Genomic DNA, 15,872 nt, shown 5'->3' with positions numbered 1-15,872 from the left:
CCTGTCCCGGCGGGATGGCCCGACTCGACCCCTAAGAGCCCTCATCGATCGTGTCCGACGCTCCGCTCACCAGCGAAGGAGGCCCGCCCGCGGACCGTAACCGCATCGGTAGACGAACTGCTTGCCGATTCCGGCACAGTGGTCGTCGGTCTGGGCTAGATTCAGGAATCCTCGGCACAGCACCTCTCTGTGAGGCCATGGCGAGGAGAATTCTGGAGCGGGGATGCACGCGTTCGAACTTCCTCCACCGGCCGCCACCGCCATGCAGGGGGGACTCGCCGACAGTCTCTTCGAGACGGCGCGGCGTGAGCCGACACTCGCCCAGGTGGCTCGCCGCCTCGACGGGGCTTCCGGTACCTGGGCACCGATCACCGCGGCCGAGCTGTGGGACGAGGTCGTGGACGTCGCCAGGGGGTTGGTCGCCTCCGGGATACGCCCCGGCAACCGCGTCGCCATCATGGCGCGCACACGCTACGAGTGGACCGTCCTCAGCTACGCGCTGTGGACGGTGGGCGCCGAGCTCGTCCCGATCTACCCGACCTCGTCGCACGAGCAGGTCGCGTGGATCCTCCAGGACGCGGCCTGCGTCGCCGTGGTCGTCGAGGACGAACAGGGCATCATGACGGTCGGCTCGGCGTGCGCGTCGCTCCCGTCGCTGCGCCACGTCTGGCAGTTGGACACCGGGGCCCTGTCGAAGCTCGCCGAACGGGGCCGGGCGATACCGCCGACGACGGTCGACTCGCTCCGCCGCATCGTGCTGCCCGACTCGACCGCGGTCATCGCGTACACCTCCGGCACCACGGGGAACCCGAAGGGCTGCGCGCTGACCCACCGCGGCCTGGCCAGCCCCGTCGACACGCTGCTCACGGGCTGGAGACAGACGGCCGCTCCGCCCGGTGAGCAGCCCGCCATCCTCGCCTTCCTGCCCTTCTCGCACGTGTACGGCCTGATGATCCAGGGGCTGTGCCTGCGCGGCGGCATCCTGCTGGGACACGAACCCGACCTGAGCGAGGAGGCGCTCTCCGCGGCGCTGCTCTCCTTCCGTCCCACCTTCCTCTACGCCGTCCCGTTCGTCTTCGAGAAGATCTACAAGAACTTCGTGCGGACGGCGCAGCAGACCGGCCGTGCCGCCCTGTTCGAGCGTGCCGTCCAGACGGCCAAGGACTTCGCCGCGGCCGGCGAGCGTCAGCGCCTGGGCACCGGGCCCGGTCCCGGCTTCGACCTGAGACTGCAGCATGCCCTCTACGAGAAGACCGTCTACCGGAAGCTGCGCGCCACCCTGGGCGGACGGGTGTGCGGTGCGGTCTCGGGCGGTTCGCCCCTCAACCGGGAACTCGCGCTCTTCTACGCGGGCATCGGGATCCTCGTCCACGACGGTTACGGGCTCACCGAGACGAGCGGCGGCATCACCGCGCAGCCGGTGGGCCGGGCGAAGTTCGGAACCGTCGGGCAGGCGCTGCCGGGCACGGACATCCGGGTGGCCGACGACGGGGAGATCCTGGTCTGGGGACCCTCGGTGTTCCAGGGGTACATCAACGACGAGGCCGCCACCCACGCGTCGTTCCAGGACGGGTGGCTCGCGACGGGCGACATCGGCCGCCTCGACACCGAGCGGTATCTCACCATCACCGGTCGCAAGAAGGACATCATCATCACGAGCGGCGGCAAGAGCGTGGCTCCCGCCGTCCTCGAAGAGCGTCTGCGCGTCCATCCGTTGATCCATCAGGCGGTGATCGTGGGCGACAACCGGCCCTGCGTGGGTGCCCTCATCACCCTGGATCCCGACTTCCTCGCGCACTGGCGCGGAACATGGACCAAGGGTGAGGCGGCGGCGCCCCGCGACGCCCGGGAGGAGAACGAGCTGCGCGAGGAGGTCAGGCGCGCCGTGGCCTCGGCCAACAGCACCGTGTCCCCCACGGAGTCCATCAGGGTGTTCCGCGTACTTCCTGAACCCTTCGACCTGGCCAACGGGTTGTTGACCCCTTCGATGAAACTGCGTCGGGACGCCATCTCGCAGCGCTTCGCCGCCGAGATCGACGCCATGTACCAGACGTCCTCGCGACGGCCGCGGGAGTACACGCCGAACGAGCCGTCGGTCTGGGACGATTCGGACAACGTGTTCCGCTGAGGGCGGCGGCGCGACGGCTCCCCGTCAGCAGGTCGGATACGGTCGGCTGTCCGCTCAGGCAGTCCCTGCCTGGGCTTTGCGGGCGAGCAGGTGAACCTCGCGGAACTGCCGTCGGTCGGTGGGCTGGGGCTCGCGAACCGTCCTGGCCACCTCGGCCAACCCGGACTCGCGCAGCGTCGCGGCGAGGTGGTCGGGCCACCACCGATGGGCCGGCGTGACCGCGTGGTCGAAGACCTGCGTCGGGTGGGACGCGTCATCGGTTGCCGAAAAGCCGACCAGAAGGTGGCCGCCAGGTGCCAGCACCCGCTGGAACTCCGCCAGGACGACGGGGAGTTCCTCCGGCGGCGTGTGGATGATGGACCAACGTGAGAGTACGCCGCCGAGCGCGCCGTCAGCGATGTCCAACGCGGCCATCGAGCCGACGTCGAACCGCAGGCGCGGGTAGGCCTGCCGAGCCAACTCGATCATCACGGGAGAGGCGTCGACACCGAACGCCGTCAGCCCGAGCTCGTCCAGATAAGCGGTGATATGGCCGGGTCCACACCCCAGGTCAGCGACCTGACCGCCCCCACGCGCAGCGGCGAGTTCGGCGAAGACACCCAAGATCCCGCGGTCCAGAGGACTGTCACGCAGCGCGTCACGGAACAGCTCCGCATAGGTGGGGGCAGCGGCGTCGTAGGCCTCGCGGGTGGCATCGAGGGCATCGTGTTCGACCATGCTCGCGACAATAGTTCCTGGCCCCGAGCCGAGTCGGGGGAATCACGATCTCCCCGCCACCCCAGCCGAAGTGCCGATTGCGGGCGGATGCGCCGGGCGAGCGGGGCAGCCAGTCGGTCACCGATCCGGTCGTGACGAGCCCGGCGACCGCGGTCGCGAAGGCGTGCTCCAGGGCTCGCTCGGCGTTACCGGGCCTGCTCAGCGTCGGGCTGCCCCGCAGGCGTCGATGTTGTGGGAGCGGAAGGGGAGTTCGGCGCGGTGCGGGGCACCCAGGACGTACTCGTCCTCGGCCGGGTGGTGGTCGACCGCGCACGCGGCGCCCGAACTACCGCTGGACCACCCGGCACCCGCCGGTGACGCCTCCGGGACGGCCGCCCCGCGGCACCCTCGCGACCGGCCCCCTTCGCTTGACGGACCGCCCGGCGAGACTAGCCGCCATTCGCCCTCGCCCCGTTCTCGGCGGCGTTGAGGTCCAGCGGTGTGGAGGTCGGATTGGGCGGGGGATTGAGGACCACCTGAGGCTGACCGGGGACCGGATTCGGCGGGGTCATGTCGGACTTGGGCAGCTTGGGCGGGGTCGTCTGGTTGAAGACAGTGGTGTCGAAGTCGACGAGGCCGGTCTTCTCCATCACGGTGATGTGGTCGAGCACTGTGTCGTTGGCCTGGTTGGCCAGGGCGCGGATCAGCGTGTTCTTGGTGGTCGAACGGACCTTGGCGATCGTGTTGAAGATCGAACCGTGGGTCATCCGCAAGATGTTGGCGAAGTCGACGTCGAACTGCCGCCCCGACTCCCCCTTCAGCTGGGTGACGAAGCCCTCCTGCTGGGGACTCGCCACGTTGGGCAGCGTGATGTTCAGCATCGGCGCGATCTTGCGACAACTGGTGTCCAGGGCGGCGTGTCCGTCGACGAGGTGCTGGCTCGCGATCTTGACTGCTTTGCTCTGCCCCTTCTGCAGGCCGATCTGGCCGAGCGGGTGCTCCCACAGGCCGGCCGCGCGCACCTTGACCACGAAGTCCCGTTCACCTTCGGTAAGCGGTCCCCACTGCGTGTTCGCGATGACCCGGTCGGGCGTGGTCGACACAGTGTCCAGGCCGAGCATCGCCGGGTACGCGAGCGCGCCGAGGGTCAGGGCGAGAGCCCCGCCCACAAAGAGGGTTCCGATCACATTGCCCGAACGCTGCATTGTTTCTCCTGCCAGTGCGCTTGTCCGCCGGTCTGCCGTCGCCTGGTGGGGCGAACGAAGATGAGTACGCATGGGGAGCCGCTCGGACTCAGCGGAACCGGTGAAAAAATCAAGGGACACACAGCGCAGCCCAGGACACGCCTCAGAAGATCGTCGGGTGAGCGAGAAGCTGGCTGTCCGACCGAATCTCGACCAGATATGGGGACCTGATCCACGCCGGGCCGGCGCTGTCAGCGCCTGCTGTCACCCCGCGGCCGTACCTTTCGTCCAGTTCCCATCGCCAGGGTCGACTTCCCCACCCAGACGTTCGACCACGATGCCCTCGCAGAGGCTCTGTCGGTGCTTCATGCCAACATGCTGCTGTGACAGGCACAGCACCCGATCAGTGCCCCGAAGAGGCCACCTTGGCGTTCCTGCGTTCCGTGTTCGCGCCGGAGTGGCGTGAGCCGCCGCTGGGACGCGATGGCGTCTCCGCGTGGGAATCCGAGCACGGGGTCGTGCTTCCGGAGCCGTACCGGACCCTGATCGCCGAGATCTCCAACGGGTCGTCCCTCGGACCACCGGAAGACGGCGGCCTCCTGCCTCTGGGCTGGCTCCCACCGGACTGGCACGGTCAGGGGGACCGGAACCCTGCCGCTGTGTTTCCTCTCCAGAAGACCTGGGCGTGGGAGGGTGAGCCCCTCGCCGACGACCACGACGAGCGCGTCGCCGCCGTTCACGACCACGGCTCCATCGTGCTCGGCGCGGAAGACGGAACCTCCTACTGGGTCCTCGTGGTGACCGGTCCCCAACGCGGCAGGGTCTGGCTCGTCGCCGACGTCGGCGCCTATCCGTATCCCATGCCGGAAGCGGCGGGCTTCCTTCAGTGGGTGCGACGCTGGCACGCCGGCGACGGCTGGTGGGACTGACCACCACCCGCACGCAAGCCCGGTGCACCTGCGACGGCATCGGATTCGATCGTCCGGGCGGAGAGGCTGACGCTGCCACCGGGGAATGACATGAAGTTCCACACCGTGTCGGGCCGGACGGTTGACCAGCCGGCGTGCGGCACGTCCGACGACCAGCACTGACATGGGGAAGTGACCGGCCGAGCGACACAAACCTGGCGTCCGGCAAGCCTTGCCGGAGGGCGGCGCGAGTACCTGGAACAACTCGGCATCACACCTCCGGCCCCGGAGTCCGAAGCGCCCGCGAAGCCGTCCCAGACGGCCCTGGGCCTCAAGGCCTTCACCGGCTCCGCGGCGGGTCCCCCGGGGGCCCGCAGAGACGCTGACGCCATGGAGCGGCCGGTCCGAGTAGCCCCGGACCGGCCGCTTCGTGTACGGCGTTCTCAGACGGCCCCCGTTCGGTGATGCGCCTGGAAGCCGGTTCATGCCACCTGCTCAACCGATGAATCGCACCGAACGGGGGCCTCCGATCTGGGCCACCGAGCGGCCGGGGTCCAGGTTCAGGACAAACGTCACGCTTCGCCCTTCAGTTGGTGCCACCGGTTGTGAACGGCGCTTCGTCAGGTGAAGCTCGCTCCTGGCGGGATCGTGACGAGCGAGCACCGGTCGCCGAAGGTCAGCGGCGGATAAGCCGCCCAGAACAACCGGCCGTGTCCAAGGCGCGCACGACGCCCGCGTACTTGAGCCCTGCCGGGAAGGTGCCCGTCCCACCGACAACCGACGGAGGGAGCTCGAAGACGTCAAGCCAGATCTGGCCACAGACGGAACACTCTACGAGCGCTGCGGAGCCGTACGGCCCACCAGAGCGTCTGACCCTCGGCACAGCGTGCTTGACGCCTTATGAGAGTCAGCGTGATCGGCTGCACCGATCCCGCGGTCCGGCGCAGACGCGGGCCATCGCAACTCGATCCCGTTCAAGGCCAGCACGATCGGGCAATCCCTGTCCAGGTCGGGATGATCCTGCACGAGAGACCGCGAGGAACGCGAAATCCGGTTCACCAGTCGGGGCGGCTCGAAGTCCTGGGTGCCCGGTCTCGCCGCGTGGATTCTCGGCGATACCAGCTACCAGGGCCCGGGCACACGACCAGCAGAGGCACCTCCGACTGAACGAGGAAAAGTACGAGCGACCGCGCTGGCCACGCCCTCACTACGCATCCGGGTCGAGCACGGCCGTCCGGCGGCCGATGGAGCGAGCCCTGGCCCGCTACATCGGCCGACGTGAGCAGATGCGCGACACCGTCGAGGATGTCGCCGACCTGCCCTCTGATCAGCAGAGCTCGTCTTTCTCCCCCCGGCACAGCAGAGGCGAACTCTGCGCCAGATCGCCTCACCGCCTACCGTGTACGAACTCGGTAGGCTCAGTTTTACGCCAGGCCAAGGACGTACTGCACAAGCTCCGCATCCTTTTTCGGAATCGCCAGGTCGTACGTCCCATCGGCCGTGACCACTTCATACTGTTCGAACTTCGGCGCCATGCGCACCTTTTCCCCGGTGGGTTTGATACCGAAGGGTGGTCTCAAGGTCGCGCTCCTACTTCCCCGCCGATCGCTCCAGACCGGGTCTCACGGGCGGCCCGGATCCTGGCTGTCGTCGAGAGCAGCCGCAAGACCCTCAAGGATCCCGACGAACTCCTCGGTCGGGACCTCCGCCACGAAGACCCTGCCTACATGGTCTGGATGCCTGACCAGGTGTTCCTCGCGCCAGAACTGAAGAGTGAGCACCAAGCGGTCCGCGACACGGAAGAGATGAGTGGTCACGTTGTCGGTGGTGGGTCCCCAGCTCAAGGTCTGGAACTGGCTGCGGAGCCCGTATTCCTCTTCGGTCTCGTCGTCAGCGCCGGCACGGTGCATGAGACGCCGGTGGGTGGCTTTCGGGGACAGGTCATCGAACGGCATCGGAGAGCCGCCTCCGGAGCGCAGCCACGCCACCGTGTCCACCACGTCGGAGCGGAGCTGCCTCACGAACGCCATGTTGTCGTCGCAGGTCAGCCACTGCCCCGCAGCCCACAGGTCCACCCGGCGCAGCGAGTGCTCCCGCTCCCCGACCTCAGCGGCGAACCTGTTCTTGTCTCCCAGAAGCACGGTCACGTCGGGACCCTGACAGGCTCCGTGATCATCCGCAAGTAAACCGATGTCGTGCCATTCCCTTCAAAGGAACCGCACCCTGCCGAAATCGCTACCCCCCCTACCCCACCGGCATCCAGGTCAGCGATAACGAGATCGCCAGCTCTCCCGATCACCCGGCACCGCTTCCACGGCGACTGGAACTACACCGCCCACACCCAGCGTCCGCCGGCCACGACTGCGACCGCCAGCACGTCAGGTCGGACCACGGCGAAGAGTTCATTTGGCCTGTCCCGGCATTCGCCACAGGACCCTGAACTGGCTGGCACGCCCCGCCAACAACCCAACGAACGAAGCGCTCCCCCCGCTGGAGGTTCAACGCGAGCGGGTACTCCGCGCACATCACGGTCACGAGCGGCTCGCAGCCACCGACACAGGAGCCAAGGCCAAGCTCACCTCCGCTTGTCGAAGGCTTCCTGCGTGAGCAGCATGTTCGTCTCGTCAGGGTTCCACCGGCACTGCAGGTCCTCGTTCTCTAGCCGCACCCCCGCCTCGGCCATCCGGTCGAGCCCCTCGGCGAGCATCTCGCCGAGGGGCTCGGCCGTCCAGAACATCTCCTTGACGCGGCCGAACCGCCTATCCTCCGGAAACACCCCCAAGGAATTCCCAAGCTGGAAGCCCGCTACGTCAAAGTCGCCAGTCGGCCAGCACGTCCCGAAGCCTGTCCACGGATTGGATTAGGGGATGCGCCCTCGGTGTCTCGCTGCCGACGGGAAGCCGACGCTCGCGGTCTGTTCGAGGTTCCGCGCGTGCGTCTCGGTTGGTAGGCCTCAATATTGCGCCCCGGAGTGCCCTCCTGGTGGTGACCGCATGACGTCGGCAACCCTGTTCGCTGCGGACTTCGTGGTGCTGTTTGCGTCCCATGTGTGGGCGGATCACTGCTGGCAGAAGGTCAGTTGGGCAGCGGCGAAGGGTCGGCCGGAGCCCGAGGACAACAGGCCGACCGCCGTCGAGTCGTGGCGGGCCCCGGTCGCCCACGTCACTCTGGGTCTCGGCCCTGCTGATCACCTTGGTGTGACATCAGCACCTGCTTGTCCCCCCAGAGGGCGGACTGTGCCCCCTTGATCGCCGGAGCATAGGTTTCTTCCATGACGAGCGAATGGCGGACAGACCGGATCGGAAGCGCTCTGCGGGGGGAGAACCCTGCGGTGCTCAGGCGGTTGCAGGCAGGGTTCGCGGTGATCGGAGACGTTCAGTTCTTGCCGGGCTACTCGGTGCTCTTGGTGGACGACCCCCGTGTGGAGAGGCTGTCCGAGCTTCCGAAGGCGAAGAGGTTGGCGTTCCTGTCCGATATGGACGTGCTCGGTGAAGCCGTTGAGCATGCCTGTCGGCGCCTTGACCCGGCATTCCGCCGGGTGAATTTGGAGATCCTTGGCAATACCGACGGATTCCTGCACGCCCATGTATGGCCGCGCTTCGAGTGGGAACCGGCCGACCTGGTGCACCTGCCGGTCTGGCTCTATCCCCGTGAGAACTGGGCAGATGAGCGATATGCCCTGGATGCTCGCCATGATGCCTTGCGGGAGGAGATCAGCAGAGAACTCAATCGACTCACCGCAGCGGTCTGACGATGAACATGCTCTGACCACTCGCTGCTCAGAGGGGGAGGACGCCCTTGGCGTCGTCCCCCTGCCTGTTCTGAGGCGGGAGCTGGGAAAGTACGGCGAACGCACTCTGCTCGCGGCGGAGCCGCCGGAGCTGGTCGTCCTTGGCCACCAAGACCGACAAGGCCAGCCGGTGACGTTCCTTGAGCTGACTGAACTCGTCGAGAGTTCGGGTGAGTTTGCTGGTGAGTCGCTGGTTGAGGTCTCGCAACCGAACGATCCGCGCCTCGCGCGCGTCGGGTTGCCGGCCCGCGGCCCAGGTCATGAGGCACTGGTCCTGCCGCAACTGCTCGGCAGCGGTGTCCACATCGTGGGAGTCACCAAGTCCCCTCTCCGGCCACGCAGGTCGCCATGGCTTTGGAGCTGGACGTTCACAACTTCCACCGCAGTGTCCTGACCGACTTCCGTGAACGCCTCGCCCAAGGCGATCGTTCCGACCAGTTGGAGCTGATCACCGAGGCGGTGCGGGCCGCGTGGCAGGCCGCCCGCGCCGGCGCACCGTACGACGCCCAGACAGACTGGTCTGCCGGCCCGGCCGCGCGGCTACAGGTAGTCCTCCAAGCGGGCGATCGTGAAGCCCTGTTCCCGGACGTGACGCAGCAGGTTCGCCGTCATCTGGGTCATCGTCCTGCCCTTGAGCTCGGACGGTCCGCGGAAATGGGCCAGGATGATGTCACCCGGGTGGAGCTTTTTGTGGGCGTCCTGGAACTGCATGTTCTTGATCTGCATGGACTCCCGCCACAGGACGATCGCCTCGATGCCGCAGGATGCGGCGGCGGCCCGGGTGTCTTTGTTCCAGTTGCCGTAGGGCGGACGCAGCAGACGCGGTGCGGAGCCGTATTCCTTCTTCAGCTTTTCCTGCTGGCCGCAGATCTCCTGCCGCTGGGCGGCCGCGCTCAGGGTGCGGAGGTTCGGATGCGTCAATGTGTGGTTCTGGACGCTGTCGCCGAGTCCCTGCAACTGCTTGAAGTAGCCGTAGTCGGTACGGATGGCGGCGTCCGTGAGGAACATCGTGAAGGGGATCTTCAGCTCCCGCATCATCTTCACGAACTCCGGATCCTTTTCCGTGCCGTCGTCGAACGTGAGGAAAACGATCTTCTGGTCGGTGGGTATCTCACTGATCACCGGCACCTCGCCGTCTGCGGTCTTCCCGCTCGACGGCTTGGTCGACGGCGGGGCAGGCGGTGGCGCCAGCGGCTTCAGGCCCCACTTGCGGTAGGCCGCCGCGGTGGCTGCCTGCGCATCGGCGTGGGCGCCGGCGGGCTTCGCGGCGGGTGTCCGTGGGGCGACGGAAGCAGCGTGCGAACGGGGTGCTTCGGGCGAGCAGCCCGTTCCCCATCCCGTCACCAGAAGTAGGCAGGCCAGAGCCGCCCCCGTGATCCGCCTGTTCACCGCGTGCCACCTCTTGTCATTCGTGGACCTCAGTCCGTTCCCCTTGCTTGATGGCGAACAAAAGTACGAGGTTCCATCCTTGATCAGGTTTCTCATGGACCAGGAACCGGGGCGCACCGGGGACGTCGAGCCGCGCCAGGCGGCGGATCTCTCAGGGAACGGCGCCGACGGGGTCGAACGGTACGGTCCGCGTCAACTCACCACGACAGTTGCGTAGTTGCGGCGCAACGGATCGACGGCAATGCCCTGTCGGCCGTCTTTGGCGTCGCCCGAGGCCGCACCTCTACGGGGTGAGCCAGAACCGGTGGGCGAGGGGGCGCACGCTTCACCGTTCGTCCCGAGCCTGCGCGCGCGTCGGTGCCGATGTCACAACCGGCCTTGACGGCAGGTCATACAGGCGTCGGCCGCACCGGCGGGAAACAGCCCAACGGCATCAGAAGGACGGAAGAAGTGTTCGAAGACAACCTCGGACGTAACGAGAGTCTCACGCCTGGCGTGCACGAGATCGTGATCGACGGCGTCATCCAGCGCTATCACGTGGCGGGAGACGGCCCGGTGTGCCTGGTGCACTCCGGCGGGCCGGGAGTCCACTGGGAATACCTGCGGATGCCACTCCTCGAAAGGCACATGACGGCCGTCTATGTGGCTCCGGTAGGAGCTGGGGAGTCGGGAGAGCTCTCCGACGGCCACTACAGCATGGAGCGGTACGCGCGCTTCGTCGATGGGCTGGTGGACCATCTGGGAGTGCCGGAGGTCTCTCTGATGGGGCACTCCGCGGGAGGATTCGTCGCCCTGCAGTACGAGCTGGACCACCCCGGCAAACTGGCGGGACTGATCCTGTACGACAGCGCACCACTCTTCGGCCCGGACCTGCACGCGGAAGCGGAGGTGCAGATGAGCGCGTTCGAGCAACGGCACGCCGGGCGTTCCGAGGTCGCGGATGTCGTGGCCGCCTACCGGCAGTCGGAGACACCCCGGACCACCAAGTCCGAGGTCACGGAGCACGTACGGCGCCTGCTTCCCGCGTACTTCGCCGACTACTGGGGGATGCCGAACGAGCTGCGGGAAGCGGTCGGAAACGTGGAGGTCGAGTACATTCCGTCCGCAGGAAACTGGGATGTGCGGGACGCTCTGGGAAAGGTCAGCATCCCCACACAGATTCTTGTCGGCCGGTACGACTGGATATGCCCCGTCCGATGGGCCGAGGAGATGCACGAGGAGATAGCGGGTTCCCGGCTCACCGTCTTCGAGAGCAGCGGTCACTTCGTACACCTCGAAGAACCGGAGGCGTTCGTGCGCACCGTGACCGAATTCCTTGCCGACGTTGCCGGACGGACCGGGGACCACCCGAAAGAGACGCGGAGGTAGGGCGCCTCTCCGCTTGGTGGAGGAGGCCGACGAGATCCTCGGCAAAGCCGGCCGCCTCTCACCACTGGATCTCCAGCTCAGGTCTCCAAGGGGATGTCCTGTCGGCCGACCACGCTGGCGCACGCCGGACCGGCAGCCTCCTTGCCGCGTGCGGCAGGGCGGCATGGTGTGCCTTCGTCAAGGCCACTGCGGTCCCATGATCCACCTCGCGATGATCGACCTCATGACGCGCCGGCCGGCCGTGGAATCAACCCCGAGCCGGCGCGGGCACCTGTCCCCCGATCCGGCAGTTCAGGAGGGATCAGCGGGAGAAGACGTCCTCTCACCGTGCTGCCCTGGCCGCCTGATCGATGAGGCGCTGCAAGTACAGCCCGCGTGCTGCGTCGAGGTCCGTCGGCTTGTTCGCACGCACGGCGGTGGCGAAGGTCCGGCGCAGGATCGGCCAGCACTCCTCGTGGTCGATCTCGGCCGTATCGTAGGTCAACGGCGCGTCGGGACCGAAGAGTTCGACGCGGGTCAGAGCGCGGGCCACGCTGACGGAACCCGACAAGGACGCCTGGCTGACGGCTCCGTTCTCGTGTTCCAGGGTGAGTTCGATCCAGCGCCGGGAGTCGCCGGTGCTCCGTATGCCGGTGATGGGCGAGACGGCAAGGTCCAGCAGGTCGAGCAGATGCGGGCCGAGGTCGAGCAGCGCGCCGTGTTCGAGACGCCAGCCGGTGGCGAAGTCGCCGCCGAGGAACGCGCCGTGGAGGTAGCAGGAGCGCGCACCGGAGATCTCGCGGGTGCGTGCGGTGTCGAGGAAGGCTTCGGTGACCGGGTGGTAGCGCTTGGTCAGAACGAGTTGGGAGACCACCCCGGCGCTGAGGACGGCGTCGGCGACACTCTGTGCGGCCGCCAGGTCGGGTCCGAGCGGCTTCTCCAGCAGCAGCGCCTTCCCCTGGCGTGCGGCCAGGGGTGCCAGCTCGGCCTGTACGGCCGGGGGTACGGCGAACGCCACGGCCTCGCACCGGTCGAGGAGTTCGCCGAAAGAGTCGGCGACGTGCGCTCCGTGCGGTGCGGCGGTCTCTCGCGCGGCTTCGGAGCGGCGGGCCCACACCGCGGCGAGGCGGGTCTCGGGTCCGGCGGCGAGCATCCGGGCGTGCATGGCGCGGGCCCAGGGACCGGCGCCCACGAGGCCGACCTCCACGGGTCGGTCCGCCCAGGGGGCAGAGGTGACGATCACGGTGTTCCTGTCTGTACGAGGGGCCGCGCGAGCGGCTGTTCGGCGGCCCCGTCTGCTGCGGCGTGCGCGCCGGCGGGCGGTTCAGGCCGTGAGGTGGCCGAGGCGGGCTTCGGCGCGGTCGGGGGCGTAGAGGATCTCGACGACCATGGCGGCCGCCCCTATGACGCCCGCGTGTTCGCCCAGGCGTGAGGTGACGACCTGCAGGTTCGCGGTGGCACGGGGGAAGGCCCGCTGGTAGAGCAGCTCCCGGACGCCGGTCATGAAGGGGGCACCGGAGAGTTCGCCGGCGATCATGAGGACGCCGGGGTTGAGCAGGCTGACCACGGTGACCAGGACCTCGCCCGCCCTCCGTCCGGCCTCTCGGGCCAGCCGGAGGGCGTCCGGATGGCCGTCGGCGAGCAGGCGCTTGACGTCGGCGGCCGAGGTGGCGTCCGTGCCGAGTGCGCTCAGGTCCCTGGCCAGAGCCCGGCCGCTGGCCACGGCGCCCAGGCAGCCGTGGGAGCCGCACATGCACAGGACGTCGGGCCGGTCGTGCAGTCGGATGTGGCCGATGTCGCCGGCGCCGCCGTCGATGCCGCGGTACACCTTGCCGTCCACGACGACGCCGGCGCCGATGCCCGTGGAGACCTTCACGAGGACGAAGGCCGTGCAGTCCCGGTGGCTGGCCTGGTGTTCGGCCAGCGCCATGAGGTTGGCGTCGTTGTCCACGAAGACGGGAACCGGGCCGTCCCCCATGCTCCGGCCGACGTGCTCGGCGTAGGCCTTCTGCAGGCGTTCCCGGATGGGATACCGGTCCCAGCCCGGCATGACCGGTGGTTCGATGACATGGCCCGTCTCCCACTCCACGGGGCCGGGAACGGACAGCCCGATTCCGCAGATGTGGGCGGCGTCGACTCCGGCGGCGGCGATCAGATCCGGGAACCACTGTGCCAGTTGGTCCAGTACGGCCTCCGGGCCCTCACCGATGTCCAGCGGCCCGGTGGTCTCGGCGAGTATGGCGCCCCCGAGATCGAGGACCGCGGCCCGTGCGTGCTTGATCTCGAGGTCCACGGCGATGACCGAGGCGTGCCGCGGGTCGAAGACGATCTGCTGGGACGGGCGGCCGCCGGTCGATGAGCCGGCGACGTGCTTGAGCCACCCCGCCCGGTTGAGAAGGTCCAGTCGCTGGCCGATGGTCGAGCGGGACAGTCCGGTGATCCGCTGCAGGTCCGCGCGCGTGTTCGCGCGACCGCCGCGGATGAGCTGCAGCAGCTCGCCCGCACTGATCTGAGTCGGTGTCAGCATCGGTTCCCCCATGGTCTCAGCTCTTGTCGGCACCGCTGGTCAGGCCCTCGGTCAGCATTCGCTCGGCGGCGAAGAACAGGAGTATCACGGGAATCGTCAGCACCACCGACCCTGCCATCAGTACGGTCTTGGGCACTTCGACGCCGTTGGACAGTTGCGCCAGACCCAGTGGCACCGTCCACTTGCCGGGGTCCGCGGCCAGGAAGAGCAGGGCGAACAGGAACTCGTTCCAGGCGATCATGAAGACGTACAGCCCGGTCGCCATGAGGGACGGCAGGGCCAGGGGCAGGATCACCTTGCGAAGGGTCTGCAGGCGGCTGAGGCCGTCGAGCGCCGCGGCCTCCTCGATCGAGTAGGGAATGGTGACGAGGTAGTTCTTCAGCATGTAGATGGCCACCGGCACGGTCTGGGCGACGTAGACGATGGCGAGTCCGACCAGGCTGGAGGACAGGTGCAGTTTGGCGAAGACGACGAACAGCGGGACGGCCAGCAGCGTCGCCGGGAACAGGTAGACGGCGAGGAAGAGGGCGCTGACCTGGCGGTGGCCGAAGAACTTCAGCCGGCTGATCGCGTAGGCGCCGGGCACCGCGGCCAGCAGTGTCAGAGCGACGGTGCCGAGCGAGACCAGCGCGGAGTTGAGCAGGAACTTGAGGAACCCCTGGCCGCCGTCGTCGGTGGAGCGCAGCACGTCGCGGTAGGTCGAGAGGGTGAAGTCCTTGGTCGAGACCCACAGGGAGCCCGGGTCCAGCAGCAGTGCGTCGATGGGCTTCAGCGACAGCAGCAGCATGTAGTAGAAGGGCATCACCGTGATCACTGCGAGGAACGCGATGACGATCCAGCGCAGGACGCCGAAGAACCTCTCCTCGAACTGGGCGCGGCTCATGACGACTCCTCCTGGACCTTGTTGCCGAAGAACTTGAAGTAGAGGCCCATCAGGATCATGAGCGCGACGGCCAGGACCAGTGCCTGGGCGGCCGCGGCTCCCACGTCGTAACGGGCGGTGAGGAAGTCGTAGACCCGTACGGCCGCGACGTCGGTGCCCGCACCGCCGCCGGTCAGCAGGTAGACGTCGTCGAACTTGTTGAAGGTCAGGATGAACCGCAGGACGCACAGCAGGGCGATGACGGGCATCAGCTGGGGCAGCAGGATGTGGCGGAACCGCTGGGTGGGGGTCGCACCGTCCACCAGGGCGGCCTCCTCCAGGCCGTCGGGTACGGCCTGCAGCCGGGCCAGGATGAACAGGAACGCGAAGGGGAAGTACCGCCAGGTCTCGAAGGCGATGACGGTCAGCAGGGCGAGCGGGATGTCGAAGTGGAGTCCCAGCACGTGGACTTCGTAGGCGCGGGTGGACAGGAAGGCGATGGGGTCGTCCCAGCCGAACAGACGGCGGCCCCAGTTGTTGACCACGCCGTACTGGGGGCTGAGCGCCACTTCCCAGACGAAGGAGACGGCGACGACGGGGGCGACGTAGGGCAGCAGCATCGCCGCGCGCAGCAGGCCACGGCCGCGGAACGGCTTGCGCAGGGCGAGGGCGGCGATCAGGCCGAGGGCGATGGATCCGAAGGTGGCGCCGACGGTGTACAGCAAGGTGGTGCCGAGGCTCGACCAGAAACCGGCCGAGTTGAAGACCTGGTCGAAGTTGTCCAGGGTCCAGTGGCCGAACAGGCCCATGCCCTGGATGTCGACCAGCCTGGCGTGCTGGAACGCGAGCAGCACGGTCCACAGGATGGGCAGGATCACCACGACGAGGACCACGACGAAGGTCGGGGAGACGAACGCCAGGCCCGCGCGGTTGGCGCGGCGGCTCGCCGTCATCGGGCGGCGAGCGTCTTCGGTGGGCCGGTCCGGGGGTCCGTCGCCGGTGTGACGGCGCTGTCCTGTATCGGCTGGAGCTGTTGTCATG

15 protein-coding genes are annotated in these 15,872 nt (G+C 67.9%); 4 read left to right on the top strand and 11 right to left on the bottom strand.

Features of this window, described 5'->3' with window-relative positions:
- Nucleotides 1-223: 223 nt before the first annotated feature.
- A complete protein-coding gene (locus HEP85_RS41465) occupies nucleotides 224-2,128 on the top strand; it encodes a long-chain fatty acid--CoA ligase (protein ID WP_168532463.1) in 1,905 nt (634 codons plus the stop codon).
- Between the two features lie 54 nt (nucleotides 2,129-2,182).
- Here HEP85_RS41465 and HEP85_RS41460 read toward each other — a convergent pair whose 3' ends face one another.
- A complete protein-coding gene (locus HEP85_RS41460) occupies nucleotides 2,183-2,845 on the bottom strand; it encodes a class I SAM-dependent methyltransferase (RefSeq protein ID WP_168532461.1) in 663 nt (220 codons plus the stop codon).
- 428 nt (nucleotides 2,846-3,273) lie between these two features.
- Nucleotides 3,274-4,029, bottom strand: a complete 756-nt coding sequence (locus tag HEP85_RS41455; protein WP_211118171.1) for a DUF4142 domain-containing protein — start codon at nucleotides 4,027-4,029, stop codon at nucleotides 3,274-3,276.
- A 362-nt stretch (nucleotides 4,030-4,391) separates the two neighbouring features.
- On the opposite strand from HEP85_RS41455, the gene HEP85_RS41450 reads away from it, so the two are divergent.
- The gene (locus HEP85_RS41450; protein WP_168532459.1) at nucleotides 4,392-4,937 is read left to right on the top strand and encodes an SMI1/KNR4 family protein; all 546 of its coding nucleotides are present in this window, start codon (nucleotides 4,392-4,394) and stop codon (nucleotides 4,935-4,937) included.
- A 1,403-nt stretch (nucleotides 4,938-6,340) separates the two neighbouring features.
- Here HEP85_RS41450 and HEP85_RS41445 read toward each other — a convergent pair.
- The 3 genes from HEP85_RS41445 to HEP85_RS41435 form a co-directional block, all read right to left on the bottom strand.
- Nucleotides 6,341-6,496, bottom strand: a complete 156-nt coding sequence (locus HEP85_RS41445; RefSeq protein ID WP_168532457.1) for a hypothetical protein — start codon at nucleotides 6,494-6,496, stop codon at nucleotides 6,341-6,343.
- Between the two features lie 42 nt (nucleotides 6,497-6,538).
- A complete protein-coding gene (locus HEP85_RS41440) occupies nucleotides 6,539-7,063 on the bottom strand; it encodes a hypothetical protein (protein WP_168532455.1) in 525 nt (174 codons plus the stop codon).
- Between the two features lie 428 nt (nucleotides 7,064-7,491).
- Nucleotides 7,492-7,653 carry a hypothetical protein gene (locus tag HEP85_RS41435; protein WP_248002374.1) on the bottom strand — a complete coding sequence of 54 codons (162 nt, stop codon included), beginning with the start codon at nucleotides 7,651-7,653 and terminating at the stop codon, nucleotides 7,492-7,494.
- A 534-nt stretch (nucleotides 7,654-8,187) separates the two neighbouring features.
- Between HEP85_RS41435 and HEP85_RS41430 the strand changes: the two genes are divergently transcribed.
- On the top strand, nucleotides 8,188-8,667 hold the full coding sequence (locus tag HEP85_RS41430; protein WP_168532453.1) for an HIT family protein: 480 nt from the start codon (nucleotides 8,188-8,190) through the stop codon (nucleotides 8,665-8,667).
- A 28-nt stretch (nucleotides 8,668-8,695) separates the two neighbouring features.
- Here HEP85_RS41430 and HEP85_RS41425 read toward each other — a convergent pair whose 3' ends face one another.
- Together HEP85_RS41425 and HEP85_RS41420 are read right to left on the bottom strand one after the other, a co-directional pair.
- Nucleotides 8,696-9,010, bottom strand: coding sequence for a hypothetical protein (locus HEP85_RS41425; RefSeq protein WP_168532451.1), 315 nt, complete (start codon nucleotides 9,008-9,010; stop codon nucleotides 8,696-8,698).
- Between the two features lie 236 nt (nucleotides 9,011-9,246).
- Nucleotides 9,247-10,095, bottom strand: a complete 849-nt coding sequence (locus HEP85_RS41420; protein ID WP_248002373.1) for a polysaccharide deacetylase family protein — start codon at nucleotides 10,093-10,095, stop codon at nucleotides 9,247-9,249.
- Nucleotides 10,096-10,545: 450 nt separating this feature from the next.
- On the opposite strand from HEP85_RS41420, the gene HEP85_RS41415 reads away from it, so the two are divergent.
- A complete protein-coding gene (locus HEP85_RS41415; RefSeq protein WP_248002372.1) occupies nucleotides 10,546-11,463 on the top strand; it encodes an alpha/beta fold hydrolase in 918 nt (305 codons plus the stop codon).
- A 322-nt stretch (nucleotides 11,464-11,785) separates the two neighbouring features.
- Here HEP85_RS41415 and HEP85_RS41410 read toward each other — a convergent pair whose 3' ends face one another.
- The 4 genes from HEP85_RS41410 to HEP85_RS41395 all read right to left on the bottom strand — a co-directional run bounded on the left by HEP85_RS41410 (nucleotide 11,786) and on the right by HEP85_RS41395 (nucleotide 15,871).
- On the bottom strand, nucleotides 11,786-12,685 hold the full coding sequence (locus HEP85_RS41410) for a Gfo/Idh/MocA family protein (RefSeq protein WP_168532445.1): 900 nt from the start codon (nucleotides 12,683-12,685) through the stop codon (nucleotides 11,786-11,788).
- An 81-nt stretch (nucleotides 12,686-12,766) separates the two neighbouring features.
- Nucleotides 12,767-13,981: an ROK family transcriptional regulator gene (locus tag HEP85_RS41405; RefSeq protein ID WP_168532443.1), complete on the bottom strand. Its 1,215-nt coding sequence runs from the start codon at nucleotides 13,979-13,981 to the stop codon at nucleotides 12,767-12,769.
- A 4-nt stretch (nucleotides 13,982-13,985) separates the two neighbouring features.
- Nucleotides 13,986-14,852 (bottom strand): carbohydrate ABC transporter permease, encoded by an 867-nt coding sequence (locus HEP85_RS41400; RefSeq protein ID WP_168532441.1) that lies wholly within the window; start codon nucleotides 14,850-14,852, stop codon nucleotides 13,986-13,988.
- A complete protein-coding gene (locus HEP85_RS41395; protein ID WP_168532439.1) occupies nucleotides 14,849-15,871 on the bottom strand; it encodes a carbohydrate ABC transporter permease in 1,023 nt (340 codons plus the stop codon). Before HEP85_RS41395 ends, HEP85_RS41400 begins: the two co-directional genes overlap by 4 nt.
- Nucleotide 15,872: the final 1 nt, after the last annotated feature.

Source organism: Streptomyces sp. RPA4-2 (assembly GCF_012273515.2).
In the GTDB taxonomy this organism is placed as follows: Bacteria; Actinomycetota; Actinomycetes; order Streptomycetales; family Streptomycetaceae; genus Streptomyces; species Streptomyces kaempferi.
The sequence above is the reverse complement of the archived record's forward strand: the minus strand, read 5'-3'. Positions and strand labels throughout refer to the sequence as shown.

Excerpts from the sequence above, each read along its gene's own strand:
- HEP85_RS41465 (WP_168532463.1), top strand. The coding sequence starts at position 224 with ATGCACGCGTTCGAACTTCCTCCACCGGCCGCCACCGCCATGCAGGGG.
- HEP85_RS41460 (WP_168532461.1), bottom strand. The coding sequence starts at position 2,845 with ATGGTCGAACACGATGCCCTCGATGCCACCCGCGAGGCCTACGACGCC.
- HEP85_RS41455 (WP_211118171.1), bottom strand. The coding sequence starts at position 4,029 with ATGCAGCGTTCGGGCAATGTGATCGGAACCCTCTTTGTGGGCGGGGCT.
- HEP85_RS41435 (WP_248002374.1), bottom strand. The coding sequence starts at position 7,653 with ATGTTCTGGACGGCCGAGCCCCTCGGCGAGATGCTCGCCGAGGGGCTC.
- HEP85_RS41430 (WP_168532453.1), top strand. The coding sequence starts at position 8,188 with ATGACGAGCGAATGGCGGACAGACCGGATCGGAAGCGCTCTGCGGGGG.
- HEP85_RS41405 (WP_168532443.1), bottom strand. The coding sequence starts at position 13,981 with ATGGGGGAACCGATGCTGACACCGACTCAGATCAGTGCGGGCGAGCTG.
- HEP85_RS41400 (WP_168532441.1), bottom strand. The coding sequence starts at position 14,852 with ATGAGCCGCGCCCAGTTCGAGGAGAGGTTCTTCGGCGTCCTGCGCTGG.
- HEP85_RS41395 (WP_168532439.1), bottom strand. The coding sequence starts at position 15,871 with ATGACAACAGCTCCAGCCGATACAGGACAGCGCCGTCACACCGGCGAC.